The organism is Vibrio sp. V04_P4A5T148 (genome assembly GCF_963875605.1).
Lineage (GTDB): Bacteria > Pseudomonadota > Gammaproteobacteria > Enterobacterales > Vibrionaceae > Vibrio > Vibrio anguillarum.
In genome coordinates, this window is the sequence record NZ_CAWNMS010000022.1 from 36641 (window position 1) to 60991 (window position 24351).

Annotated in this window: 23 protein-coding genes; 11 read left to right on the forward strand and 12 right to left on the reverse strand. The window is 43.3% G+C overall.

Annotated elements, in window-relative coordinates:
- Positions 1–84 precede the first annotated feature (84 nt).
- Positions 85–996 carry a DUF808 domain-containing protein gene (locus AACT18_RS02815; RefSeq protein ID WP_094124987.1) on the reverse strand — a complete coding sequence of 304 codons (912 nt, stop codon included), beginning with the start codon at positions 994–996 and terminating at the stop codon, positions 85–87.
- 135 nt (positions 997–1131) lie between these two features.
- Positions 1132–2460: an HD-GYP domain-containing protein gene (locus tag AACT18_RS02820; RefSeq protein WP_094124988.1), complete on the reverse strand. Its 1329-nt coding sequence runs from the start codon at positions 2458–2460 to the stop codon at positions 1132–1134.
- A 280-nt stretch (positions 2461–2740) separates the two neighbouring features.
- Between AACT18_RS02820 and AACT18_RS02825 the strand changes: the two genes are divergently transcribed.
- Positions 2741–3652: a M14 family metallopeptidase gene (locus tag AACT18_RS02825; protein ID WP_176428322.1), complete on the forward strand. Its 912-nt coding sequence runs from the start codon at positions 2741–2743 to the stop codon at positions 3650–3652.
- A 132-nt stretch (positions 3653–3784) separates the two neighbouring features.
- Here AACT18_RS02825 and AACT18_RS02830 read toward each other — a convergent pair whose 3' ends face one another.
- On the reverse strand, positions 3785–4573 hold the full coding sequence (locus tag AACT18_RS02830; RefSeq protein WP_026028665.1) for an AraC family transcriptional regulator: 789 nt from the start codon (positions 4571–4573) through the stop codon (positions 3785–3787).
- Between the two features lie 99 nt (positions 4574–4672).
- Here AACT18_RS02830 and AACT18_RS02835 point away from each other — a divergent pair, with 99 nt between their 5' ends.
- The 4 genes from AACT18_RS02835 to AACT18_RS02850 all read left to right on the forward strand — a co-directional run bounded on the left by AACT18_RS02835 (position 4673) and on the right by AACT18_RS02850 (position 8438).
- Positions 4673–5572, forward strand: coding sequence for a DMT family transporter (locus tag AACT18_RS02835; protein ID WP_094124990.1), 900 nt, complete (start codon positions 4673–4675; stop codon positions 5570–5572).
- A gap of 129 nt (positions 5573–5701) precedes the next feature.
- Complete coding sequence (locus AACT18_RS02840) at positions 5702–6619, forward strand: sensor domain-containing diguanylate cyclase (protein ID WP_094124991.1); 918 nt, start codon at positions 5702–5704, stop codon at positions 6617–6619.
- A gap of 196 nt (positions 6620–6815) precedes the next feature.
- Complete coding sequence (locus AACT18_RS02845; RefSeq protein ID WP_013868063.1) at positions 6816–7577, forward strand: DeoR/GlpR family transcriptional regulator; 762 nt, start codon at positions 6816–6818, stop codon at positions 7575–7577.
- Between the two features lie 138 nt (positions 7578–7715).
- Positions 7716–8438, forward strand: coding sequence for a helix-turn-helix transcriptional regulator (locus AACT18_RS02850; RefSeq protein WP_094124992.1), 723 nt, complete (start codon positions 7716–7718; stop codon positions 8436–8438).
- Between the two features lie 3 nt (positions 8439–8441).
- Here the strand turns inward: AACT18_RS02850 and AACT18_RS02855 are convergent, their stop codons facing one another.
- Positions 8442–9023 (reverse strand): acyl-homoserine-lactone synthase, encoded by a 582-nt coding sequence (locus AACT18_RS02855; protein ID WP_017046000.1) that lies wholly within the window; start codon positions 9021–9023, stop codon positions 8442–8444.
- Between the two features lie 300 nt (positions 9024–9323).
- Here AACT18_RS02855 and AACT18_RS02860 point away from each other — a divergent pair, with 300 nt between their 5' ends.
- Together AACT18_RS02860 and AACT18_RS02865 are read left to right on the forward strand one after the other, a co-directional pair.
- Positions 9324–9809, forward strand: coding sequence for an acyl-CoA thioesterase (locus tag AACT18_RS02860; RefSeq protein ID WP_010317579.1), 486 nt, complete (start codon positions 9324–9326; stop codon positions 9807–9809).
- A 93-nt stretch (positions 9810–9902) separates the two neighbouring features.
- On the forward strand, positions 9903–10148 hold the full coding sequence (locus AACT18_RS02865) for a hypothetical protein (protein ID WP_094125098.1): 246 nt from the start codon (positions 9903–9905) through the stop codon (positions 10146–10148).
- Positions 10149–10468: 320 nt separating this feature from the next.
- On the opposite strand, the gene malG is transcribed toward AACT18_RS02865, so the two are convergent.
- The 3 genes from malG to malE form a co-directional block, all read right to left on the reverse strand.
- On the reverse strand, positions 10469–11359 hold the full coding sequence (malG, locus tag AACT18_RS02870) for a maltose ABC transporter permease MalG (protein WP_010317575.1): 891 nt from the start codon (positions 11357–11359) through the stop codon (positions 10469–10471).
- Between the two features lie 12 nt (positions 11360–11371).
- Entirely contained in the window at positions 11372–12946 is a 1575-nt protein-coding gene (gene malF / locus AACT18_RS02875; RefSeq protein WP_013868068.1) for a maltose ABC transporter permease MalF, read from the reverse strand.
- Positions 12947–13022: 76 nt separating this feature from the next.
- Entirely contained in the window at positions 13023–14204 is a 1182-nt protein-coding gene (malE, locus tag AACT18_RS02880; RefSeq protein ID WP_094125099.1) for a maltose/maltodextrin ABC transporter substrate-binding protein MalE, read from the reverse strand.
- 657 nt (positions 14205–14861) lie between these two features.
- Here malE and malK point away from each other — a divergent pair.
- Positions 14862–15980: a maltose/maltodextrin ABC transporter ATP-binding protein MalK gene (gene malK, locus AACT18_RS02885; RefSeq protein ID WP_017045996.1), complete on the forward strand. Its 1119-nt coding sequence runs from the start codon at positions 14862–14864 to the stop codon at positions 15978–15980.
- A 70-nt stretch (positions 15981–16050) separates the two neighbouring features.
- Here malK and AACT18_RS02890 read toward each other — a convergent pair whose 3' ends face one another.
- Both AACT18_RS02890 and ppiC read right to left on the reverse strand, forming a co-directional pair.
- Positions 16051–16722, reverse strand: coding sequence for a LuxR C-terminal-related transcriptional regulator (locus tag AACT18_RS02890; RefSeq protein WP_013868071.1), 672 nt, complete (start codon positions 16720–16722; stop codon positions 16051–16053).
- A gap of 375 nt (positions 16723–17097) precedes the next feature.
- Positions 17098–17376, reverse strand: a complete 279-nt coding sequence (gene ppiC, locus AACT18_RS02895) for a peptidylprolyl isomerase PpiC (RefSeq protein WP_094125682.1) — start codon at positions 17374–17376, stop codon at positions 17098–17100.
- 185 nt (positions 17377–17561) lie between these two features.
- On the opposite strand from ppiC, the gene AACT18_RS02900 reads away from it, so the two are divergent.
- Positions 17562–18479, forward strand: a complete 918-nt coding sequence (locus tag AACT18_RS02900; protein WP_019281245.1) for a chemotaxis protein — start codon at positions 17562–17564, stop codon at positions 18477–18479.
- Here AACT18_RS02900 and AACT18_RS02905 read toward each other — a convergent pair.
- Positions 18476–18853, reverse strand: coding sequence for an MmcQ/YjbR family DNA-binding protein (locus AACT18_RS02905; RefSeq protein ID WP_017045994.1), 378 nt, complete (start codon positions 18851–18853; stop codon positions 18476–18478). The genes AACT18_RS02900 and AACT18_RS02905 overlap by 4 nt on opposite strands.
- Before the next feature lie 232 nt (positions 18854–19085).
- Between AACT18_RS02905 and AACT18_RS02910 the strand changes: the two genes are divergently transcribed.
- Entirely contained in the window at positions 19086–20102 is a 1017-nt protein-coding gene (locus AACT18_RS02910; RefSeq protein WP_017045993.1) for a GGDEF domain-containing protein, read from the forward strand.
- Positions 20103–20220: 118 nt separating this feature from the next.
- Here AACT18_RS02910 and AACT18_RS02915 read toward each other — a convergent pair whose 3' ends face one another.
- The gene (locus AACT18_RS02915) at positions 20221–20799 is read right to left on the reverse strand and encodes a malate synthase (RefSeq protein WP_094125681.1); all 579 of its coding nucleotides are present in this window, start codon (positions 20797–20799) and stop codon (positions 20221–20223) included.
- Between the two features lie 161 nt (positions 20800–20960).
- Between AACT18_RS02915 and AACT18_RS02920 the strand changes: the two genes are divergently transcribed.
- On the forward strand, positions 20961–22478 hold the full coding sequence (locus AACT18_RS02920; protein ID WP_013868076.1) for a DUF3612 domain-containing protein: 1518 nt from the start codon (positions 20961–20963) through the stop codon (positions 22476–22478).
- Between the two features lie 272 nt (positions 22479–22750).
- Here AACT18_RS02920 and AACT18_RS02925 read toward each other — a convergent pair whose 3' ends face one another.
- Positions 22751–24127: a diguanylate cyclase gene (locus AACT18_RS02925; protein ID WP_017045991.1), complete on the reverse strand. Its 1377-nt coding sequence runs from the start codon at positions 24125–24127 to the stop codon at positions 22751–22753.
- Positions 24128–24351 lie beyond the last annotated feature (224 nt).

The window sequence follows — 24351 nt, forward strand, 5'->3', positions numbered from 1 at the left end:
GGAACTGCCAAAAACGAAAAGCGCTAGTCTATTCGTCTGCGGGCAAATCACCATTCAATATGATTATCATCACCATAAAAAAAATTAATGGGACGGTTTCAATTTACTCACCATCCCCCACACTGCAACCACAGCCAGCCCAGCGAGTAAACCAACGAAACCATTAAGCAAGGTTGGCATCACTACTGCTAATAAAGAGAGTTCAGCAACGGCTGCAATCACAGGTTCAAGCGCGTGGTGAACGAAAGAGACGTTGTGCACCACAATGCCACCGCCCACTAAAAACATCGCGGCTGTGCCAACCACAGTTAATGCTTTCATCAGCTTCGGCGCAAAACTGATCAACCCTTTACCAAAGCGAGCACGCAGCCCTGCGCCATCTGAAGTGCGCTCTAGGTAGAAACCTAAATCGTCCAATTTCACAATGCCTGCTACCAAACCATAAACGCCGATGGTCATGACCACTGCAATTAAACTCACCACCAAAATTTGTGTCACCATGCTATGGCCTTGCACTGTCCCCAACGCAATCACGATGATCTCGGCCGATAAAATAAAATCGGTCCGAATCGCCCCAGCGACTTTACGTTTTTCATAGTCATCAATCGATACGTCAGTGAGCATGCGCTCATCCGCGTCAGCGGTGCTGTGATGGCTGGTATGAAATACTTTTTCTAAGATTTTTTCTGCCCCTTCAAAACAGAGAAAAAGTCCACCGACTAACAAGAGCGGCATAATCAGCCAAGGGGCTAACGAGCTCATCAGCAAGGCGGCGGGAACCAAAATTAATTTGTTACGAAATGAGCCCTTAGCCACTGCCCATACCACTGGGATCTCTCGTTCAGCGGCAACACCAGACACCTGCTGAGCATTGAGCGCCAAGTCATCCCCCAATACGCCTGCCGTTTTTTTCGCGGCCATTTTTGACATCAACGCCACATCATCGAGCACGGTTGCAATATCATCAAGAAGGGTAAGTAAGCTCGCGCCTGCCATGCAAATTCTCTCTTATTCATTTTCATTATTCAAAGCGTGACAAAATGTAACACCAAGCGCTGATGAAGGGAAACACGCTATGCGGCCCCACCACCAACAGTGCTGACGCTTCAAGTAGCAAAGCAGTAAAGGACACTAGCTCAGTGACTGAGTATATTCGGCTGGCAATTGAGCCAGAGCGCTCTGTAACGCGGCGAAGCAGTCAGGATCAATGGCAGTATGTAGATTCTCTTGCATGATCAAAAGTGCTTTATCAATTGGCATCGCGGAGCGATAAGGGCGTTCCGCGCTGAGAGCATCAAAAATATCGGCCGTCGTGATGATTCGAGTCATCACGCTGATCTCATCACCGTTTACACCACGCGGATAGCCAGTACCATCAAGTTTCTCATGATGTGCCCCTGCCATACGTGCCAACGTCTTAAAGGGCGATAATTTCCGCAAGATTTGTTCAGTAAACGCGGCATGCGCCTGAACGGCTTTCCACTCCATATCGTCTAACTTACCGGGTTTATCTAAAATGGCATTACTGACCCCTAACTTACCAATGTCGTGCAGTAATGCCGCGCGTCTCAACCAAGATCGATCAGTTTCCGAAATGGCTAATTGTCGTGCGATTAAATCAGTATACACAGCCACTCGTTCACTGTGCCCTGCGGTATAGGGGCTTTTTGCATCAACAATCTTGCCAAATGCCGTGACGATACAGTCTAAATACGCTTCATCCAAAGGCTGATGCGCTTGTGCCGGTGGTAAATGCATCACTCGTTGGCTGATATCAGAGGCTTTGAGGCTAGCCACAAAGTGCGGGTTATCCACCAACTGCTCAATAATCTCAACCAGTTGTGGGTCAAACCATACACCACTACGCTCTGTAACCTCGCGTATTGCTTCGTCCAAATCATGTTCCATTTGAAAAACATCAAATACTTGAGCTAATAACGCAATCCGCGAGAAAAGGGGGATGGCTTCACCTTTTAGCTGTTGAGGACGCCCTTGACCATTCCAATGTTCATCCAGTGAGTGGATCCCATGCGCGACGACTTCGCTAAATCGCAACTCTCGCGCCACATCAGCCCCACGAGTACAACGAGTTTGAATAAGCTCTTGTGCATAATCATTACCATTTTTCAAAATGTCGATGGTAGTTAAAATACGTTCTGCCCAGCTCTGCTCTGAACCGGTATTTTTGACGATAAAGTTAATCACACTCGATAGACTGGTTCCGACGGTTTTATAACGCCGTTTGAAAGCGAGGTCATCAGTGGCATACAACTCGCAAATTCGCGCGGCGTTGCTACTGCAGCCCGCATCTTTCAATAGCAAGGTAAAAAACAGATCATGCAGCTCAGCCTGATCGAGCTCTAATTGCATGCCAATATGCATACCAACCCAGCAACAACGAATGCAGTGCTCCGGTGGTTGGCCTTCCGTCATGTCTAAGGCGGTCGTTAGCGAAATCATTAGTTCAGAAAGGGGGAAACTATTCTCCAATCGTGTTCTCACTCAATTGCATTGGTCTGGTTGCAGTTTAGATGTGACCGTTCGGTTTAGCCAATGATTTACCTCAGTTATCAGGCCAGAGTTGGACTATTTCCTTGCTCTAACAAACCTGCATTGCCCAAAAACAGGTTGAGGTAATGAACCCTGTTAACGGGCTGTGGTAAATCCAGCTTGGTATTTTTGATTGCTCTTAACACTCACACCTCTTACTCTGTGGGCAACTAGTCAGAAAGGAACCCTCATGTACTCTGTTTATACTTATCCTATCGGTACGCCAGGCACACCTTGGCAAGCAGCAGAACGCGAAGCGTGGCTCGCACAAACGACGATTAAACGAGAATATCAGCAAGAAGTCGTGCCGAAAATTAACGCTTTGGCAACGGATTTTGAGGTAGAGCAATACGGTGCACTATCAATAGACAAAGATCGCTACCCATTATTTGCCTTAAAAAGCCGCTCATGGAACCCTGACAAACCAACGGTGTTGATCACAGGTGGCGTACACGGTTACGAAACCAGTGGAGTACACGGCGCGTTGCAGTTTTTAGCGACTCAAGCACAGCAGTATCAATCTCATTTCAACATTGCCGTTGCCCCGTGCGTAAGCCCTTGGGGCTATGAAACGATCAATCGTTGGAACCCATCAGCGCTTGACCCTAATCGCTCATTTTACGCCAATAGCCCAGCCGAAGAGTCGGCAAGCTTAATACGCTGGGTCGCAAGCTTAGGTGACGTGCTGGTGCATATTGATTTGCATGAAACTACAGACAGTGATGAAAGCGAGTTTCGCCCTGCACTAGCAGCGCGCGATGGGATTAGATATGAAGCCGATACGATTCCCGATGGGTTTTATACTGTCGGCGATACGGAAAATCCGCAGCCAGAATTCCAAGCAGCCATTATTGAATCGGTACGTAAAGTCACGCACATTGCACCAGCCGATAGTAAAGGCGAGATCATCGGCTCTCCCATCACTCAAGAGGGAGTAATTAACTACTCCATGAAAGCGTTAGGGTTATGCGGTGGCATCACAAATTGCTACTTCGGCACCACCACCGAAGTGTACCCAGATAGCCCAAAAGTCACAGCGCAAGAGTGTAATGACGCACAAGTCGCCGCCATTGTTGGCGCTTTGGACTACGTGTGCCGCTAAAACGATAAAACACCCAACCACCTATGTCATGGATTCATGAGTAATAGACGTTGTAAAAAATTACCAAATTAAGTCTAAGGCACTTCTTTATAGTTTGATCAGGATGAAGTGCCTACATACGCTTAAGCAATATTATAACAAACGATTTTTATACTGTTCCGGCGTTTGACCGGAGTATTTTTTAAACATAGTAATAAAAGGACTGGCTTGGTTGTAGCCAAGAGTTAATGCTACCTCTTTCACTGAATGTCCTGTGCGCAGTAAATCCATGGAATAGAGATAGCGTACTCTTAATCGCCATTCGGTAAAACTCATCCCGAGTTCCGTTTGGCAATGACGCGCTAATGTTCGCTCTGTGGTATGTACTTTTTCAGCCCACAAAGCCAATGTCGTATCATCGGTCGGATTTTCTTCTACCGCCGCTAAAATCGGGGCTAAATATTTGTGATTAGTGGAAGGCAAAAAATGATGCTGCGTTTCTTGCGTTGCCAATTGGTCGAGCAATACTTGAACTAAACGTTTATCTTGCGCGTTTTGAGCCACACTGATTTCACGCGATCGAAAATCCTCAATGATGGCAGAAACGATGGGCGTCACTTTTATCAAACTGGTGTGCTTGGGAAAACCATGGGTGAGAGCCCGATCAATATTGAGCGAACAATATTCAATTGGCTTACGATTATAGCTGCAGTGTTTCACCCCCGCAGGAACCCAAATCGCTAGATGAGGCGGTGCGAGAAATCGCGTTTCTTGCGCTTCCATTTCCAAAATCCCGCCGGAAATTAGCTGCACTTGTCCCCATGGATGGCTATGAGTTCGCGTTTCTGTGTTTGACAAAAACGCATCGAAATTCATAAAGACATCCGATGGCGCACTGTCAATCGATAGTGAAGGGTGAAGATTTCTGGGCGCTTTTTTCAAACTTGTCTTCCTATCGCTCGCAATGTCGTTTTGGAGATATATATAATTATAGAGACCTGCCACACTATACTTCACAGCACAATTTGCGACGAGGCTCACATGGTATATCTTCTTCCACTATTCACGGTTCTAATTTGGGGTGGTAACTCTATCATCAACAAGCTCGCCGCAGAAACCATTGAACCAAGTGCGATGAGTTTTTATCGCTGGTTTGTCGCGATGCTGTTGCTAACCCCCTTTTGCTTACCTACCGTGATCCGCCAATGGGTAATCATCAAGCCCCATTTAACTAAACTGGCTTTTTTAGCCATGTTAGGCATGGTACTGAATCAGTCTCTTGGCTATTACGCAGGGCTAACGACTACTGCATCAAATATGTCGTTGATCACTTCGCTGGTACCACTGCTCAGTGTGTTCATCAGCGTCCCTCTGCTCCATAAGCGCATTTCAGCTTTGAGTGTTGTCGGAGGAGTCCTCTCTCTCGCAGGGCTTGCTTTTATGCTAGGTCAAGGCGATATGAGCTTCTTCTTGCATCAAGATATTACACATGGTGATGCATTAATGGTGGTGGCTGCAACCGTTTACGCACTTTATTGTGTGTTACTTAAACGGTGGAAAATGCCGCTAAGCAATTGGACGCTTATTTATATGCAAGGGTTGTTTGCTGTCTTAATGCTGACACCATTATGGTTGACCAGTGAACATCTCCTACCCACGGAAGGCTCACTGCCCCTAATCGCTTACGCTTCTGTCGCTGCATCCTTATTGGCTCCGTGGATGTGGGTAAAAGCGATCGACTTAATTGGTGCAGACTCTAGTGCGATGTTTATGAATTTGTTACCTGTGGTGGCGGTTTCGCTTGCCACAACCCTGTTAGGTGAAACAGTGCAAAACTACCATCTTTTAGGTGGAACGATGGTAATTTCCGGGGTTCTTTTATCCCAAATAAAACTGACAAAAAGCCGTACAACAGCTATCGAGGGCGCAATACAACCATAAAATTGAGCATCTAGCATCGATTCGAGCTATGTTTATGGAAGAAGAATAAAAATAAACAAAAATGAAATGTATTGAGGGATCCTTTACGTCAGATCCGTTAGGCAACCTAGCAAATTTGGTGGCCAGATAATGATTCTTGATAACATCGAAGATGTGTATAGCAATAATTTGTTTGCCTTGCATGAGCTTGTTCTCAACGAGCTCGGTTCATACGTGTTCGTAAAAAACCGTCAAGGTGAGTATCTGTATGCAAATCAGCTAACACTAAAACTGTTCGGCACAACTTTGGAAGAACTCAAAGGCAAAACTGATCACGATTTTTTTCAAGATGAACTGCTCGCCGATATTTTACACAGCGATCAAATGGTATTTGATACCAAACAGCCTTTCATCAGTGAAGAACGTGCACAAGCAAAATTTGATACCAAAGTACGCGTCTACCGCGCAATAAAGAAACCTATTCTAAGTACACAAACGGGTGAAGTGATTGGCCTTATCGGTGTTTCTACTGAGATTACCGATATTGTCGAACTGCGAGAACAGCTTCACACTCTAGCCAATACCGATGACTTAACGCAGCTCTACAATCGCCGCAAGTTGTGGCGAGAAGCGTGTAATGAATTTACGTTGGCTCAGCGTGATCATTATCCGATAAGTTGTATCGCGATTGATATCGACAACTTCAAGTTAGTAAACGATACCTATGGCCACCAGCGAGGAGATGATGTGATTTGGCAGTTAGCAGAGATAGCGAGAAAGCACACACGCCATGGCGACGCCTGCGGTAGAATTGGTGGTGAAGAGTTTCTGATTGTTCTGCATAAGGCCAATGCGCATGAGGCCTTTCAAGTGGCAGATCGTTTACGTAAAGAATTTTATGCATACGCATTTTTTGACAACGGCGCACACTTTAGTATCAGTTGCGGTATCTCTGAAATTGCGGGCAACGATGCCGATTTTTTCGAAATTTATCGCCGCTCAGACAAAGCACTTTATAAAGCCAAGCTCGCTGGACGGAATCAATGTGCCACATTCCAAGAAACATAACTATGTTCCATAAAGAGCCTATAATGTTCGTTTAATGTGAATTATCACTTAAAACGAGCAAATACTCGCGTATCCCATTCACTAATGATTGAATTTGGTCGATTAAACCGTACACTCACAAAGTCGTAGTGCCTTACGCAAAGTAAGCATTCAAGGTATTGACCTATTTAAGCTTCAATGAATAAGGATATTTAAGGTGAAAGCAGTTAAACGCCATCAAGAAATTATCGAATTAGTTCAAACACACGGATTTGTGAGTACCGATGATTTAGTCGAGCGATTCAATGTCAGCCCACAAACCATCCGCCGAGATCTCAACGAACTTGCAGATGCCAATAAGTTACGACGCAATCACGGCGGCGCTACCATCGCGTCTAGTTCTGAAAACTCCTCTTACCACACTCGCCAAGTAACTTATCAGCAAGAAAAAGAGAAAGTGGCTGCCGAGCTAGTCAAACACATTCCCGATGGCGCAACGCTCTTTATCGACATAGGCACGACACCTGAAGCTATCGCTCGGGCATTAATGCTCAATCACGAAAATCTGCGCATTGTCACCAACAACATTAACGTGGCGACGATTTTAATGGCCAAACCGGATTTCAATGTCATCTTAGCGGGCGGTGAAGTGCGTAATAAAGACGGTGGCGTGACGGGTGAAGCCACTTTGGATTTCATTTCACAATTTCGTCTCGATTTCGGTATTTTAGGGATTAGCGGCATTGACTATGATGGCTCACTTTTAGATTTCGATTATCACGAAGTGAGAGTCAAACGGGCGATCATCGAAAATAGTCGCTGTGTTTATCTCGGTGTCGACCACAGTAAATTCGGACGTAATGCCATGGTGAAGCTAGGCACAATTGCCGATGTAGATTTGATCATTACCAATGCTCAACCACCAGAAGAAATTGATGCATTCGCTCGTGAAAATGAAGTAACCATTCAGGTGGTATAGATAGATTGAGGCCAAACCGACATTTGAACTAGATTTTCCCGCCAAATAGATAAACTATTTCATTATTTGCTCGTACTGTTACGGTTTTTTTTGATATAAATGCCAATATAGTACGACGCAATTTAGAACTTTCGGCTTATGTACAAAATTCTGAGACTGATCCAAGAGAACCAACAAATCACTAGCCACGATGATTTGGAAAATGTACTCAATGGGCTCAATAAATTAATTGATCATGAATTTTTCCTCTTTGGCCTCTCTTTTCAACCCACGTTAAAAACCAGTGAAACGCTTGTCACGGACAATTACCCCAATAGCTGGCGACAGCAATATGATGAATCAGGCTTCATGCATATCGATCCAATTGTCAAATACAGTATTACCAATTTTTTGCCCATTCGCTGGGATGACGCTAAACGAGTCAATGATGATGGACGAGTCATTTTTGAAGAGGCGCGTTGCAATGGACTCAAAGCGGGATTTAGCATTCCAATCCATGGACTTAGGGGGGAATTTGGCATGATAAGTTTTGCAACCTCAGATACCAAGTCTTACGATTTGAATCAACAAAGTATCCATACCTCACAGCTCATTGTACCGTTACTGGCTCATAATATTGGCAACATCACCCGTTACCATAAAGACGCAAAACCGAGAGCGGTGCTCACCGCACGTGAAGTACAATGCTTAGCTTGGGCGGCCGAAGGCAAAAGCGCATGGGAAATTGCAACGATTATTAATACGTCAGAACGTACCGTGAAGTTCCATTTCAGTAATGCTTGTAAAAAGCTTGGCGCGACGAATCGCTACCAAGCGATCACTAAAGCTATTTTAGGTGGCTATATCAATCCCTATTTATAAGGCTTATGCATTGACACTTGCACGATATGCTTCATTCATTGGAATATGCAAAGCGACAGAACGTGTACTTCCCAAAAGATGCACTTTTTTATCACCGAGTCTTTCGCATGGGATCCCCATCCGCTTAATCAATTTTTCCACACTGGCCGATGTGACCGTTACATAGGCATTGATGTGATATTGCTGGGCGTGATGATACAGCGACTGAAACATCTGCAGCGTAACATTACTCACGCCGCCCAATTGCGCCGAATGATCTTTATCGACCGCAAAACGACTCAGCTCATAAATCTCCTTTGCTTTGGGTGCTTGCTGCACACCGAGTAATTCCGAAAAAGTATCTTTAAGCATATAACGCGACGTCGTTGGCAAAATTCGCCAACACCCCACTAAATGACCCTGTTCCTCTTTGGCATACAAATAGTGTGCTTCTGGAACGTCGTACTCATCAGTCTCCATTTCTCGATTTGTTTTTAGCTCCCACTGCAAGCGTTGCGAAAAAACCTTATAGCGTAACTTCAGCAATGACACATAATCAGCTTGGGGGACACTTTGAAAGGTATGTGAATAAATTGAAATAGTCATGTGACTTCTCCTTAGGTTATTGGAGAAATCACGCTAAACAATCTCATCAGAGATAGAACCTGTTCGATCGAACAGTTACGTCGAAATACTGTTTAAACTATTATTAACGCAACTGAATAACTAACGCTCAGTTGGCTCAATAAGGTACAACATAAAGTAAATAACTCGTACCGCTCGGCTTTAAAAATCCTCTTAGGCAACTAAGAGGATTTTTTATATCTGCTGCATTCAAAATAATATTGCAGTTTGGTTAACGCTTTGTTATTTATGATTCCGTTAATAAAAAACAAGGATTCCCCAATGAGTAGTGGCCAACGTGCAATAACTTTGCGTTTTTTAGCAGAGCCCGGTGATGTGAATTTTGGTGGTAAAGTCCACGGTGGCGCTGTCATGAAATGGATAGATCTAGCGGCCTATGCATGCTCAGCAGGCTGGAGCGGTAAATATTGCATCACCGCTTATGCTGGAGGGATCCGCTTTGTCGCTCCTATCCACGTAGGGAACCTCGTTGAAGTCAGCGCAAAAGTCATTTATACCGGAACAAGCTCAATGCATATCGCCATTGATGTGCAAGCAAGCGATCCAAAAGAGTTGAAAAACCAACTGACTACCCATTGTATTGTCATCATGGTGGCTGTCGATGAGCAAGGCAAGCCAACCCCCATCCCAGAATGGGTACCACAAACGGCAGAAGATATTGCCCTACGCCAATCAGCGATACGCTTAATGAACATGCGTAAAGAGATAGGGGAAGAGATGGAAGCTCACGTTAAGTACTTAAAATAGCTACACATGATGCACTCAGTTGTCATTTTTCCTTCATCTTTATTTGCTTAAATCGAGCTCTCTGACATTTTGCATCGATGGTAGGAAAATACTTTGACTCTCAAAGAGATTACCTTGAGCGAATCGACGTTAGTCGACCCAAAGTCAATTGAGTATCACTGGGTCCGAACGCTTTACGTTGAAGGCTACCAGCCCCAAGAAATTAACCACTATATCCGTACCTGCTTTGGCGGAGATGATACCTTCGCCGATTTGTTTCGCCGCGTTGCGCTGCAGCAAGAGAGCTTGTATGTCCTTTTACAATACTTAGGCTGCGCCCCTTCTAGCCGTGAGTTCTAACTTTTTAGCCTTCCTTTACGACGTTACACAAAGATTTCAGATGTGAGTCGCATCCAAACATCATTTCACTTTTGAGACATTCAATTCATCATATAATGCATGCGCGTTACCAATAGCACCCTTTAATACAGATATAAAAAAACCCAAGCAATGCTCGGGTCTTGGTTACAAAAACTGTTAGTTTGTTGGATAGTAAGGAAATAAAGCTAACAGCCAGCTATGCGTAACGCCAGATTTGCATATTACTTAACTGATCGGCGGCCAAACCAAATACGTTAAGCTAATACAATATGGGCGACCTCACGGTCGCCCTATCGTTATTATCCTTTCACACCGCCAGCCGTAAGTCCTCCGACTAACCAGCGCTGTGCAAGCAAAAATACGACAGTGATAGGTAAAGCAGACAACACTGCTGCTGCTGCAAAATCTCCCCACAAATAGTTCTGAGGATAAAGATACTGCTGCATACCCACCGCTAATGTATATGAGTTTACATCAGAAAGTAGCAAAGATGCCACTGGTACTTCACCAACCACCCCAATAAACGAGAGAATAAACACAACCGCAAGAATCGGCACAGAGAGTGGTAGCAGCACCAGTCTAAAGGCTTGCCATGGTGTAGCTCCATCTAAAGCAGCAGCTTCTTCTAATGAGTTATCTATCGTTTCAAAATAGCCTTTGATCGTCCATACGTGCAGTGCGATACCACCTAGGTAGGAGAAAATCAAACCACCATGCGTATTTAAGCCAAGAAATGGGATGTATTGACCTAATTTGTCAAACAGTGCATACATCGCAACCAGTGCCAGTACCGCTGGGAACATTTGAAAAATCATCATCGCTTTTAGGATGGTGTCTTTACCTTTAAAACGCATGCGCGCAAAGGCATAAGCAGATGTTGTCGATAGGGCCACAATGAGCACTGAAGTAATGCCTGCTACTTTCACTGAATTCCATAACCAAGTCAGAACCGGAAATGGCGGCGGTGTAACAGAGCCATCAGCATTAGTGACAGCAAAACCTAATGCCAATTTCCAGTGTTCTAGAGATGGGTTATCTGGGATCAAACTGCCTGTGGCAAAGTTCCCTTCACGAAATGAAATCGCAATGACCATCAATAGTGGGAAAATGATCAGCGATAAAAATGCCCACAGAGCAACATGAGTCGCCCATAAGCGATATTTGAGAGATTGACCTTGTACCATCGCCATAACGATTACTCCTTAATTCTGTGACAGCTTCGTAAAACGTAAGTTGAGTAGTGCTAACCCACCAACCAGTAAGAAGATCAAGGTTGCGATGGCACTAGCCAAACCGAAGTCTTGACCACCAGCTCCTTCAAACGCAATACGATAGGTATAGCTTACGAGTAAATCGGTGTAGCCGGCTGGCTCTGAAGTACCAATCATATTCGGGCCACCTTGTGTCAGAAGTTGAATCATCACAAAGTTGTTAAAGTTAAACGCAAAGCTCGCAATAAGTAACGGAGTCATTGGTTTGATCATGAGCGGCAATGTGATACGGGTGAAGTTGTGTAAAAAACCTGCACCATCAATCGCCGATGCTTCATATAAATCCTCTGGAATCGCTTTCAAAAGACCCATACACAAAATCATCATGTAAGGAAAACCAAGCCAAGTATTGACGATCAGCACCATACTTTTAGCGAGAAAGGGGTCTGAGAACCAGCTAGGACTAATGCCAAAAATACTGTTGAGCACCATATTGATCTCACCAAAGCTTTGGTTGAACAAGCCTTTGAAGATCAAAATAGAAATAAAGGCAGGAACAGCATAAGGCAGGATTAATAGCACTCGGTAAACGGCGCGACCTTTAAGCTCTTCCCATTGCACAACACTAGCCAACACTAGCCCTATCATAAGAGTGAAAATCACGGTTAAGGTTGAGAAAACGACCGTCCAGATAAAGATATTGATGAAAGGCTCTTTAATACCGTCATCTTTCCATACACGCTCAAAGTTATGTGTGCCAATTTTCACCACAAAACCAGGCGATACTGTCGCACCGATAAATTGACCACTTTCGTCCACTGGTTGATAAAAGCCAACATCCATATTCGGCCGTAGTATTTCGCCTGTTTGATTATTGACCAGCGTTTCGCCATCATCTTGCATGGTGTAAAGCGGCGATACGGCGGCAAACTTGCGCAAGCCACTCATACGTACATCTTCACCACTAGGGAAATGCAGATCAATTGAGCTCAACGTAGCACGGTGATTAATAATGGTTTTAATCGGCTCTTTGGTGCCCTCAATACCCTCAATAGGTTGAAGGTCCATATCGGTCACCGATAAGCCATTTAAGGAAAACACGTCGGTAGCGAGCGTCTGCTCTCCATCTTCGATTGCAATTCGATAGCCACTTTCCGTTTTGTATAGAGTGAAAGGATAGCTTTCCCCGCCCTGATAAGTTCGATCCAACAGCACGGTCTGTGCACGTTCTAAAGAGAGTTGGTTTTTAGCACTGTAGTTAGTAAAAGCCAGACCAACGGTGTAGGCCAAAGGAAAGAGGATGAATAAGATCATTCCCGCGATACCCGGATAAATATAGCGGTGTGCGTAAGTATGTTTACTGCCGAAAATATAAAGGGCCAGAGCGGTAAGAATGAGAGTAAGCAGCGCAAAGGCGAGCTCACCGCGAGAATACATAAGAATAGTGGCGTAACCGTTAACGATACCAACCGTACCTAATAATGCCCATTTAATGAGCACATTTTTACTGGAAGGAAGTGCCGTTTCGGGTGCTGACAAAGCATCTGTACCTTGAACTGACTGCATAGAAGAACCTGCTAGCGATATAAACGTAAAATGAAGGAGAGGTTACCCTCTCCTTAAGGGCTTGACCAAAACCGAATTATTTAGTCATTTGTTTTTCTGCATCAGCCAGTGCGGCATCGACAGTTTGGCGGCCATCTACAATATTGATAATTGCACTTTTCGCGCTGCCCCAAAATGCATTCATCTGAGGGATGTTCGGCATAATTTCGCCATTCATTGCGTTATCCATTGTCGCGGCGATGCGTGTATCTGCATCAAGCTCACGTTGGAAAGAGTTAAGAGCCACCGCGCCAAGAGGTTTGTCATTATTGACCATGCGCAGACCATCATTGGTGAGTAAGTAGTTTTCGATAAACTCAATCGCAAGATCTTTATTTGGAGAAGCGGTGCTGATACCAGCCGTCAATACGCCTACAAACGGCTTGGAAGATTGCCCGTTAAATTTCGGTAATGTCGTCACTCCGTAATTAATACCTGATTTTTCAATGTTGCCCCAAGCCCACGGACCGTTGATCGTCATTGCCGTTTTGCCCTGGTTAAACGCCGCTTCAGAAACAGAGTAATCCATATCCGGAGAGATCACGCCTTTGTCCACCAAACCTTTCACGAAATTCATCGCATCTTTTACGCCTTTATTCGCGATACCCGCATCTTTCACATCATAACCATCAATCGTGTATTTGAATGCGTAGCCGCTATCAGCCGCCATAAGAGGCCATGTGAAATACGGTTCTTTCAAGTTCCACATGATGGCCGTTTTGCCCTCTTTCTTCAGTTTGCCGTTCAGCGCTTCCACTTCTTCCCAACTTTTTGGTGGGTTTGGCACAAGATCTTTGTTATAGATGAGAGACAAGGATTCTACCGCGACTGGGTAGCCGATGATTTTACCGTTGTATTTCACCGCATCCCAGGCAAAATCCACGATACCCTCTTGAATCGCTTTTGAAGGTTTAATTTCAGCCAGCAAGCCAGCTTCTGCATAACCACCAAAACGGTCATGAGCCCAGAACACAATATCAGGTCCATCACCCGTTGCTGCGGTTTGTGGGAATTTATCTTGAAGTGCGTCAGGGTGAGCCACGGTCACTTTGATACCCGTGTCCGCCTCAAATTTCTTACCCACTTCAGCCAAACCGTTATAGCCTTTATCACCATTAATCCAAATGGTGAGTTGTCCTTCTTCAATAGCAGCATGTGCACCAAACGAACCAAGAGCAACTAGAGTACTTAGCGCGACTGTGCTTAGGGCGTTTTTCATGTTCATATCCTTTTTATTTTTGTGTTGTAGGGCTCACCAACAGGTTTCGCCGTATTTCGTCATATATAATCAGAGAAAACCTAACTTGACTCATCCTCCTACGCCCTACGCCCTCGATATTATGGACTATTTTCGTGATCATCATCGCTCAAGGTTAGAGAGCTCAATCACAAAAAAATACCTTTTTGTGACATGCTTCCACTTAACAGCCATTAATTATTTGAACTGGATCTAACTCAGCCCTTAAACCCCTCCTCCATCGCATCCATCGCTACTCCCCCCTATAAAAAACTCAATTAGGAGGATGTATCAAACACACACATCACACAAAATACAGTCATCCCAGAGTGGATAGTAAGAGCCTTTTCCAGTAACTCATCGTTTACTGGCTTACATCGCTAGATTGGTTTGCTGTCATAAATGAGCGTTCGTGGTAATTGATTTTATAACGGGGGAGACGCTCAATGTGCAGGGGAAGTGAACTAAATCATTGGCATGGATGGGTGATGCTTTCTTCAAACTCCCTTAATTTGAAGACATCACCCTTTTTCTTACATTATTAACCACCTTACCCAATTCCTGCTGTCATTGCCTGCAAGAAAACTCATATAATGATGGGCAGTGATTTATAAAAAATATTGATCGAGGACGAGCTCTATGGCGAGTGTCACGTTAAAAAATGTATGTAAAGCATACGGTGATGTATTAATTTCTAAAAATGTCGACTTAGAAATTCAAGAAGGCGAATTTGTCGTCTTTGTCGGTCCGTCAGGTTGTGGGAAATCCACCCTACTGCGTTGCATAGCAGGCCTAGAAGATATCACCTCGGGTGACTTGTTTATTGGCGATAAGCGAATGAATGATGTTGAACCTTCTAAACGTGGCGTCGGCATGGTATTTCAATCCTATGCGCTCTACCCGCACCTTAATCTTTTCGACAACATGTCTTTTGGCCTAAAGTTGGCCAAAGCCGATAAAAAGGAGATCGAGCAACGTGTTGAGCACGCCGCCGATATTCTCCAGCTCAGCCATTTGCTCGAACGTCAACCTAAGTCTCTTTCAGGTGGCCAACGTCAGCGTGTCGCGATTGGGCGTACTTTAGTCTCACAACCGAATGTATTTTTGCTTGATGAGCCGCTGTCTAACCTAGATGCAGCGCTGCGCGTACAGATGCGTTCAGAGATAACCAAACTGCAACGCAAATTGGGCTGCACTATGATTTACGTTACCCATGACCAAGTCGAAGCAATGACAATGGCTGACAAAATCGTGGTTTTGGATGCTGGTTTCGTATCACAAGTAGGCAAACCACTTGAGTTGTATCATTACCCAGAAAATCGTTTCGTCGCAGGCTTCATCGGTTCTCCTAAAATGAACTTCATGAGCGTATTCATCGAAGATGTCGAAGCCGAACGTGTGAAAGTTCAACTCTCTAATGGAACCTCATTTTGGATTTTGGTCGATGGCACCACGATCACTCGCGGCGAGCGTATGTCATTAGGTGTACGTCCAGAGCACTTGCTGAGCGCTGAAGATGGCGACGCGAAAATTGAAGGCAAGGTGATGATGGTTGAGAAACTCGGTAATGAAACACAAGTCTACATGAACTTGAAAGGCTCTGATTCTGATGTAATTTACCGCCAGCCTGATACTTTGGGCGTTGAAACAGGTGATACATTGACAATTGGTATTCCAGGGCATCGCTGCCATCTCTTCCACAGCGATGGACGTGCATGCCGCCGCCTTTACAAAGAAAAAGGCATCGAAGCCGAATAAAAAGAAATTCAGTTAAGAAAATAAGACAGCCCCTATCAAAGGGGCTGTCTTATTTAAAAATAAATAAAATTTAATTAAACTCTTCAATACCAATATTATCTTTTGCCCATAATAATGCCTGAAGTCTATTTTTAGCATTTATCTTTTTAAATACATTATGTAAATGTGTTTTTACTGTATTTTCACTTACAAACAACTCATCTGCAATTTGCATATTAGATGCACCACAGCCAAGTAGCTTAATTATTTGCTGCTCTCTTTTCGTTAATTTAGCATAAGCTTGAGAGGTAATAGATGAATTACCTGCACGATAATGCTGTATATATTCCTGAGCCAATTTTCGATTAAACCACATTTCATCATCAAGCACTTTTTCCATGCCCTTAACTAAAGATTCAAGCTGATCATTGGTATAAAATACACCCACAAGATTCTGCCATTTAAAGAGCATTTTAGGTTCAATATCTAGCGGGCAATTAATAAGCACTTCTTTTGCATCAGGGCAGGATAAGCGTTTAAATGCTGAGTAATCAGCAAAATTATTTTCATCAACGCGAGAATAGTCGATGATAACCAATTGAATTTTATAGGATGATAGACTGTTATCATTCATCCACGTATCGCAAAGCGGAGAGATATCAATACTAATCGGCAACTTTGACTCTAGCGAATCTTTAAGTAAGCGAGACTGCATACAAACATCAGAAAGCAATCGAACGTTAATTTTTTTTTCTTCACTCATTTTAAACTCCTAGATCATACCGCTCACTTGATAAAACTAACGTTAAGCGACTATAAGTCAATATCTCAAAATAACCCGCTCTCATTTTAATAAAAAACCTAATGAATAAATCCATTTAATTCATGAAGTTATTGTGGATTCTTATTTATGAGAACAAATGACTGTTTTATTTATATACCTTACTACTTGAAGTAGTTTGGGTGTAGTAGGCCATTCTATAAAAGGTAATGGAATAAAAAAGATAAAGAATCGAGTGTCATTCCTAACGAATGAAAAGCACCACGCACTTCTGGTGTTAAGAAAAAGCGTGGCACTCACTGCTCATTGACTATTACTTTAAAAATCAACATCGATGAGAAAATCACCCTATTGAGGCTAGGTCCGATATAGAACTTTTACAACATGCCAACCAAACTTGGTTTTCACCAAATGGGGTGTCAGTACCTCACTAGTGAAACAGATTTTATCAAATTGAGGTACCATCTGCCCCTGACGAAACTCACCCAGATCGCCCCCTTTTTTACCAGAAGGACAGGTAGAATATTTTCTGGCTAATGTTTGAAATTTCGCTCCTTTTTTTAACTGAGCGATAATATCTTCAGCTTGTTCTTTATGCTTCACTAAAATGTGAAGAGCCGCTGCCGTTCTTGCCATCATTTTTCTCAATAAATTTGCTACTGCAAATAGTGTAACGGATGCTTTTCAAGAGTCCAACCCCAATGTAAGAGTGCAAAAGATCAATAAACATACGGTTATACTGTTTATTTGCATTTAACGCATTGCCGTCAGTAAGAGATCGTTTAGTATTAAGCATAAGAAACAACGTTGAGTAAGGTGTTATGGCTAAAACCCCCAGTAAGGCAAACCAATCCCAAGGCATGTTGATGTTCACATTGAACACTCAGAAACAGCTTTTTGCTATCGGGACTCTGAAAGTACGAGAGATTGTCCCTTACATGCCAATGACACAAATCCCATATTCTCATCACCATGTGATCGGAACGGTGACTATCCGTAACTTGACGGTACCTGTCATTGATATGGCTGCCGCCATTGGCTTTAGAGCAATTCAACCTAGCGAATATAAACAATGCTACTTAATCGTGACGGACTGCCTGCGAACTGTAGTTGCGTTTATGGTACGTAGCATTGAGAAAATCATCGAGTGTGACTGGCGAACAATCGAGTCTTCACCTGCAGTGGCGGGAAAAGACGTTTTTATCACTGGCATAACCCGCTATCAAAAACAGATTGTGCAGTTACTTGACGTCGAATTATTACTTTCAAAAATTTATCCACAGTATGAATCAACTAAGATCCCGATGCTGACTGATATTGAACGTGAGCGATTAAAAGCATTGCGTATTTTACTGGTGGATGATTCATCTATTGCACGTAAACAATTGTCAGATGCCTTAGACAGTATCAACATCCCTTACCAAATCTGTAAAAATGGACTTGATGCCATTGAGCTGATGCGTCAAGACGCTCAACATCAACGTGCAATCGATTTGCTGGTCAGTGATATTGAAATGCCGGGCCTTGATGGATATGAACTGGCCTTTGAGGTTCAAAATGATCCAATGCTGAGCCATGCTTATTGTATTCTTCACACCTCGCTTTCCAGTGAGATCTGTTTGGATAGAGCTCACCAAGTCGGAGCCCACGAAGCTTTGGAAAAATTTAACGCGACAGAATTGATAGAAGCGATGCTGCGTGGCGCAAAAAAACTGGAACAACGTAAGGATACCGCTTAATCAAGCTTTGCTTGCACAAACAGAGCCTGAAGCGCTTCTCTATCTGATTTTTTCAGTTTACTTACTACAAGCTGATAAGAGCGTTCACATAATTCCTCTAACATCATCTGGTCAACATCTCCGTTTAACTTAACGGAGATCCAGTGTCTTTTATTCATATGATAACCAGGACGAATAGCGGAAAAGGCACTGGTCAGAACTTCACCATCTTCGGGAGTGCACTTCAATGTCACAAACGGCTCTTCTCTCGACTGAGAAGTATAGGCAAACATTTTACCGCGAATTTTGAAAACCAACGCATCAGGACCAAACGGATAGCTACTTTCTACCTGAGGTAAAATATCCAAAAACGATTCAATATCATACATCTCCATCTATTACTCCTTGATTCAGTAACCAACTTATTTTAATCATTCAGCGATTCAATATATAAAAAACCCCCTACTATGTCTGTCTGTTGTGTTTGATCTACATCAAGAATCGATTGTTCACTGTAAATAAAAATTCAACTTCAAACTTTAGTTGCATTTTTTTAGCGCATAACTTTGGGATATCCGCTAATCTTAGCGGTATGAATATCTGTGACTGTCTATTAATTTTACGATAATGACCAGCGACGACTTTAAGAGATCTACAGCCAATTTGAAAAAAGCAGTACCGTTGATGATGAAAAATCATGTGGCGGCAACACCTGCTAACTATGCACTTTGGTATACCTATGTTGACAACGCCATACCTCAACTCAATCGAGAACTCGATTCTGTATTGGAAAACTTTGGCCTTTGTCCTCCCGCGGCAAGCTCTCAACTCTATAACAGCTATGTCGCATCGCGCTCTGAAACCAGTTTAAGCACGCTACGCAACAACATTGAAGTGTTAGTCAATGAAGTCGCAAGTTCAATGTCAGATACCCTAACCGATACCAGCGAATTTGCCAGAGTGATTGATAAAAGTTTTAGTGAATTAGAACGAGTCGAAAACGATGATTTATCGATCGAAGAGGTGATGAAAGTGGTTCGCCAATTGGTCACTGAATCGCGAGATATTCGCCATTCAACTCAGTTTCTAAATGGTCAACTTAATAGTGCCAGTAAAGAAATTCATCGACTGAAAGAGCAGCTTGCCGAGGTGCAAAAAGAGGCTTTATTCGATGGATTGTCCGGTTTATATAACCGCCGTTCGTTCAATGATGATCTCTTTACCCTAATAAGCGCGCAGCAACCAATAAGCCTGATCTTATTAGATATCGATCACTTCAAATCTTTTAATGACAATTACGGCCACCTATTTGGTGACACCGTCATCAAAGGCATCGCTAAAAAGCTTCAGAGTAGCTGCCGAGATGGCATTACTGCCTACCGATTTGGCGGTGAAGAGTTCGTTTTAATTGTTCCAAATAAAACACTGCGCATTGCCAGACAGTTTGCAGAATCACTGCGCCGTTCGATAGAAAAAATGAGCGTGAAGGATCGCCGTTCAGGAAACCAAGTTGGTAATATTACCGCCTCTTTTGGTGTGACAGAATTACAACTAGGTGATACGTCCGAGTCTTTGATAGAAAGAACCGATAAACTGCTCTATGAAGCAAAACAATTAGGCCGCAACCGTGTTATGCCGCTTTAATCGCTTCAACCTCTTATGGGTAGCTGAAAAGCAATCACAATTTCCATAAACCTCAATTTATGGATAGAAAAGTAAAAGGGGCGCCACGCCCCATTTAATCCCAATACGCATCTATAACCTAAGCAAGGTTAAAACTGTAGTTTAAGTAGTAGTCTTCACCATCTTTTGCGGTGTACTCTTTATCTTCACTACAAGCTTGAGGCTTACCCTTTTCATCACCTTTGACTAGGCTTACCCAGTGGCGCATTGCGGCGCTGGGCATTTCTTCCACCGATTGGCTAAATGTGGTACACGTTTCTAACTGAATATCATTAATCTCTATCAGTTCAACGCGTCCAGTCCCTTTAGTGCAGCCTAACATCACTTCAACATGGCTACCACTTCCATCACGGAACAAGATCGAACATGGTGACTCCTTTTCACCATTGAAGGCAACAAAATGTTTTGGGTGCTTCAAACCACTATGACGCCCATCCTTGAAATAAGCCAACACATGGCGGTAATCGATCACATAACTGGTCACATCTTGATGAGAGCCCGTCGCCAAAGGGAACAATCTATCGAGTAGTTGCTTCGCTCTACTCTGCTTTTCATTTTGTTGATTAGCACTGATAGTCTCGACGGCGAAGACGGCTTCAGCGATAAAGGGTTTATCTAGTTTTTGGATTTCTGTTTTATCGAATGTCAGCATATTCATCGTCTTTTCCTTATAGGTAACTCAACATTTTGTGTTCTAGAGCAATTATTCCAAACTTGCGTTTAACCTTTGTGCAAATTTGTGACCTTGCTTACTTGGTAGATTAACCAATTTTTTACTACAATTTCACAACAAAAATTTTACAGTGTGAATTTTACAAAATGGCCTTATCAAAAAGCTTAGTTCGTCAGTCACATTTCTTAGGGACAAAAGTCAGAAACTTAAGAAAGCGTAATCACCTAACGATGGAAGATTTATCGGCACGCTGTATTCGTATCAACCCAGAATACGCCCCCTCCGTTTCATACCTTTCGATGATTGAGCGTGGAAAACGGGTGCCTAGTGTTGATATGTTGGAGGTCATTGCCCAAGTTTTCCAAAAAGATCCCGCTTGGTTTTTAGATGATGAACCAGGTCAAACGGATATTACTCCTGACAAGGGTAACAGAGGTGGGATCAGCGGTATGGCTCTTGAACCTAGCTTTTTATTCTCAAATGATATTTTACAAATCGCAATCCCAGAGATGCTTTCCCAAACCGGGATCACTGGCAAACAGTTTGCTCATCTATTGATCCGTGCTCACCAAGAGAGTTTACAAAACCACTTCCCAGATCTTGAGCGAGCAGCAGAAGAAGTGGGTTTAAAACGCTTAAACTTAGCTGTTGAAGATCTTATCGACATCGCCAAAAGTCTTGGTTTGGTTATCCGCTGGGTCACGAGAACCCCGCAAGATGTTGTTGATGAGCTTGGTGTTAGCGCCAAACAACTTATTACCTCTTTTTTTGAACCACCATGCACGATCTACCTCAATGAAATTCTACGTGAGTACCCAACTCGCCTAAAGTACGACCTCGCGGTGTATATTGGCCACAATATTCTGCACAGCAAAGAGGGACTAAAAAGTGTCTTAACGGTTGGCCACACAAACAGTTGGGAGGAAACGCCTGATGCCACCGCCACCTGTGAATTAAATTCCCAAGATATCCTTCAGGCATGGCGAGATTTTGAATCGAGTTTTTTTGCTGGCGCACTACTGTGCCCCAAAGTGCCTTATCGACAACTTCTTGATCGCAGCGGCTACGAAATCGATGTACATTTGAAAGCAGGGGTTTCTCCTTCTGTTGCGATGAGACGCATGACGGTCGTGTCACCCTATCCGCATTGGCACTATTTCGATGCTTATGGTGAAGGCAAATTAAAAGCGGTTTATCGTGGCAATGGGATCCCTCTACCGTGGGGGAATATGCGTAAAGTGAATGACCCTTGCCAGCATTGGGCCGTGTTTAGACGTCTTTCAGAGCCGAAAAGTGGCAGCTCTGCGCAAATTTCGATTTTGAATGTAGGTGATGAGCCGAGAATATATTGCTGTGAATCCGTCAATATGATCGATCCAGCAGGCAATAATCGAGTGCTATGCGCTGGAATAGATTTGAATCCAGCCATCAATGCACAAGGTGGGGATGCTCACTCAATTGCTGAGGAGCTTAAAGCGTTATGCGTCAGCAACGGCGGGAGCTCTCTTATTCCAAGACACATCAAAAAAGATCTCACGACTATTGCTAAAATTCTTAATATTAATTGGATTGAACGCGGAATTGAAAATAATGCGCGCTTAATCTGCTCACGCGGTGCTGTCTGTCCAAGAAAACCAAGCTGCTATGAGAAATGTGCTGGCTAGTTGCAGAGCGTAAAAATAAAAAAAGCCAATCACAAAAAGTATGATTGGCTATTAATAAGTGTGAACAAAAATAAGGTTCACTAACAACGTCAGTTGGCTAGGTGACCCTCGGCTTAGAAGGGTCACTTACTATATAGCAGGATGCATGCCAACTTTAAAACTGCCAAAAAACACCTTATTTGTCTACTTTATGAGCGGTTTCATTACAACATGTCGCATAATAAATTTGCATTTTGCAATTAAATTTCAAAATGCAAATCTGAATAAATAATCTAGTAGTACTGCTGCCTCTTTTCTTGATACATCCGCTCATCAGCCAGTTTCAACATCGCATCCACATTATCAAATTCTGGGCTAAATGCGGCTGCGCCTACACTGACATGTAGGTTAATTAAGTGCTGCTCATAAATGACTGGCGCATTACACAACGCACTTTTTATTTTGAGACTGATCCGCTCAATATCATCGTTGTCCGATACTCGAGACAGCAAAACCAGAAACTCATCACCACCAATGCGTGCAACTAAATCCGAAGAACGCAATACGCTTTTCACTCGCTCCGCACAAGCAATCAACACCTTGTCACCCGCCGCATGCCCATAGGTGTCATTGATCGATTTGAACTTATCAATATCAATGTTGAGGATCACAAAACCAGCCGATTGGTCCATTTTGATAGCCTGCTCAAAATATCGATCAAGCGTATACATGAAGTACCGACGGTTAGGAAGCTGAGTTAATTCGTCATGAAGTGCTCTTTCATTAGCAATAGAGTACAAGCGATATATCGTAATAAACGCCGCAACCAACAAGATTAAGATCGGATAGCCTAACAACCGTACAATGTGGACCTGATACCAAGGCACTTGACCTAAAACATCGCTTTTCTGCGCAACAGCAATTTCCCAGCCGCCATAGGGAAAATGAACACTTTGTTTTGCAAAAGCTTTCGTGAACACCTCTTGTTCACCAAAAAATACCTCGCCTTCCGAACCAGTGCTGTCTACCCCACGTATCGCCAAATTAAAGCGGTGAGTAAAACGTTCAACGCCAGTGGAAAGTAATAGCGAATCTAAATCGATCACGACACTGCATACCCCCCAATATTGTTGGTTATCAGGAGGGTCAGTAAATATAGGAATCCGAGCAACAAGGCCTCGCCCACCTTGAACCAGGTTCACAGGGCCTGCAATGAAGATCTCTTGGATCTCCCTTGCTTTTAAGATCGTGGCCCATTGTTTGGGAACGGTACGGTAATCTAAGCCTATTGTTTTGTGATTTCCGCTCAATGGATAGGTGTAACGAATCACATCATCAGGCGCAAGCCCAATCACGCGCAAATGTCTACCTTCATGTAAAATATTAGCCGCAATTTTTTCCCAATCTTCGAACTGAGAATGGGCGTTAATCGCAATTAAGCTGGTTAGCCCATTTGCTACATAGATGTCAGACAAAATGGCAGCTTCTAACTGAGCTCGAATAATCGAAAGCTCTTCCTTTGCTCTGGTTTGAAGATTATCTCGGATAAAACTTCGTTGATTGAAGTTGATAATTTCGATCAACCCTCCACAAAAAATGATGAAGGCAACGAGAAGCAAATTGACAGACCACTGTTTGCCTGAGATATGTCTCATGCAACTCTCCCTCACTAGCCTGTAGCGATCACTACATGTGTATGGTTTTACTTGCTCTATTTAGAATAGTGCTTCTTACTTAAGATTAACGTAATTAATGAGGGAATACCCAAATTAATTACAAATTTGTTGATATAACCAAATGAACTCGTAGCTTTTTGCTAACATAGCAATATTTTAATTCATCAATTTGCATAGCGTAAAAAGCACAATCAGCTAAACGCATTATCCTAACGACG

Excerpts from the sequence above, each read along its gene's own strand:
- AACT18_RS02905 (WP_017045994.1), bottom strand. The coding sequence starts at position 18,853 with ATGGAGATGTATGATATTGAATCGTTTTTGGATATTTTACCTCAGGTA.
- AACT18_RS02860 (WP_010317579.1), top strand. The coding sequence starts at position 9,324 with ATGAGTAGTGGCCAACGTGCAATAACTTTGCGTTTTTTAGCAGAGCCC.
- malG (WP_010317575.1), bottom strand. The coding sequence starts at position 11,359 with ATGGCGATGGTACAAGGTCAATCTCTCAAATATCGCTTATGGGCGACT.
- AACT18_RS02920 (WP_013868076.1), top strand. The coding sequence starts at position 20,961 with ATGGCCTTATCAAAAAGCTTAGTTCGTCAGTCACATTTCTTAGGGACA.
- AACT18_RS02840 (WP_094124991.1), top strand. The coding sequence starts at position 5,702 with ATGATTCTTGATAACATCGAAGATGTGTATAGCAATAATTTGTTTGCC.
- AACT18_RS02835 (WP_094124990.1), top strand. The coding sequence starts at position 4,673 with ATGGTATATCTTCTTCCACTATTCACGGTTCTAATTTGGGGTGGTAAC.
- AACT18_RS02850 (WP_094124992.1), top strand. The coding sequence starts at position 7,716 with ATGTACAAAATTCTGAGACTGATCCAAGAGAACCAACAAATCACTAGC.
- AACT18_RS02815 (WP_094124987.1), bottom strand. The coding sequence starts at position 996 with ATGGCAGGCGCGAGCTTACTTACCCTTCTTGATGATATTGCAACCGTG.
- malK (WP_017045996.1), top strand. The coding sequence starts at position 14,862 with ATGGCGAGTGTCACGTTAAAAAATGTATGTAAAGCATACGGTGATGTA.
- AACT18_RS02820 (WP_094124988.1), bottom strand. The coding sequence starts at position 2,460 with ATGATTTCGCTAACGACCGCCTTAGACATGACGGAAGGCCAACCACCG.
- AACT18_RS02910 (WP_017045993.1), top strand. The coding sequence starts at position 19,086 with ATGACCAGCGACGACTTTAAGAGATCTACAGCCAATTTGAAAAAAGCA.
- AACT18_RS02900 (WP_019281245.1), top strand. The coding sequence starts at position 17,562 with ATGGCTAAAACCCCCAGTAAGGCAAACCAATCCCAAGGCATGTTGATG.
- ppiC (WP_094125682.1), bottom strand. The coding sequence starts at position 17,376 with ATGGCAAGAACGGCAGCGGCTCTTCACATTTTAGTGAAGCATAAAGAA.
- malF (WP_013868068.1), bottom strand. The coding sequence starts at position 12,946 with ATGCAGTCAGTTCAAGGTACAGATGCTTTGTCAGCACCCGAAACGGCA.
- malE (WP_094125099.1), bottom strand. The coding sequence starts at position 14,204 with ATGAAAAACGCCCTAAGCACAGTCGCGCTAAGTACTCTAGTTGCTCTT.
- AACT18_RS02825 (WP_176428322.1), top strand. The coding sequence starts at position 2,741 with ATGTACTCTGTTTATACTTATCCTATCGGTACGCCAGGCACACCTTGG.
- AACT18_RS02915 (WP_094125681.1), bottom strand. The coding sequence starts at position 20,799 with ATGAATATGCTGACATTCGATAAAACAGAAATCCAAAAACTAGATAAA.
- AACT18_RS02890 (WP_013868071.1), bottom strand. The coding sequence starts at position 16,722 with ATGAGTGAAGAAAAAAAAATTAACGTTCGATTGCTTTCTGATGTTTGT.
- AACT18_RS02855 (WP_017046000.1), bottom strand. The coding sequence starts at position 9,023 with ATGACTATTTCAATTTATTCACATACCTTTCAAAGTGTCCCCCAAGCT.